Annotated in this window: 1 protein-coding gene; it reads right to left on the bottom strand. The window is 54.8% G+C overall.

Annotation, left to right across the window (positions count from 1 at the left end; all coding sequences use genetic code 11):
• A partial coding sequence (locus U4012_RS35545) for a restriction endonuclease (protein WP_321804545.1) occupies positions 1 to 939 on the bottom strand: 939 nt, incomplete at its 3' end.
• Positions 940 to 963 lie beyond the last annotated feature (24 nt).

Here is a 963-nt window from a genome sequence, read left to right on the forward strand (position 1 = left end):
TCCTTCAATATGCCCACCTCGTTGGATGCCAATATAAAGGAGGGGCCGCACCGGATGCCTCAGCAGCGACATGCAGCCATGACCACCGGCTGGATATGCAACGGTCGTTAGCGCATACGTTGCACTATCGATAATGTAGAACTGATTCAGATGATTGCTGGCGAAATAGACGGTCTTTTCGTCTGGTGACACCGCGAGCTGCCCCTCGCCACCGCCGGGCACAGCGATCCTCTTAACGATGGCATGCGTTGCTAGATCAATGACGAGAATCACGTCGGAGAAGACCTGGCCCACAAACAGGCGGCCGTCCGCAATAGCCAAGCTCCCAGGGGGATGGCCCTGAATCTCCCGTGCCCCACTTTGCGGAGACATTGTTTCGTATTTATCCAGATCGATGGTCCGCACAATCGCCTTGGAAGACGGATTGACAATCGAAATACTGCGTCCCGCCCAGTTTGCGGTGGTGATGAATTCACCGTGCAAGAGCAAATCCTGCGGTTCAGCTCTTTCCGGAAACTGATAGATGGCCGCCCCCTCTTCCTGACCATTTAGCGTAAGCGGAACCTCCGACGCAGCAGCTATTGCCGTGAGGGCGAAATCTTCCAGTGACGTCACCAGTGTGATATTCGTTCCACGCGCAGCATCTTGGGCGCCGGGCTGAAACCCTGCTTCACTGATCATGATGCCGCGATCGGCACCAAGATCGTCGACGATGCTCTTGAGTGCGAGCACCTTTTCCTTGGGCACGCGACTTGCCCAAAGCTTGCATTCGATTACCCAGGTACAAAGGATACCCGAACGCATAAAGGTTACATACACGTCAATGTCGTGCGACGCACGGACGCCTTTCGCGCGGTAATCGACCTGGGCATTGCATCCAAGGCGTCGAAAGACTTCTGCCGCGGCCTCTTGATAGGCTCGCCAATCAGGATAAGTCATGTTTTCCTCGAATTGAGATGCTTA

The organism is Burkholderia sp. BCC1988 (assembly GCF_905339895.1).
Taxonomy (GTDB): Bacteria; Pseudomonadota; Gammaproteobacteria; order Burkholderiales; family Burkholderiaceae; genus Burkholderia.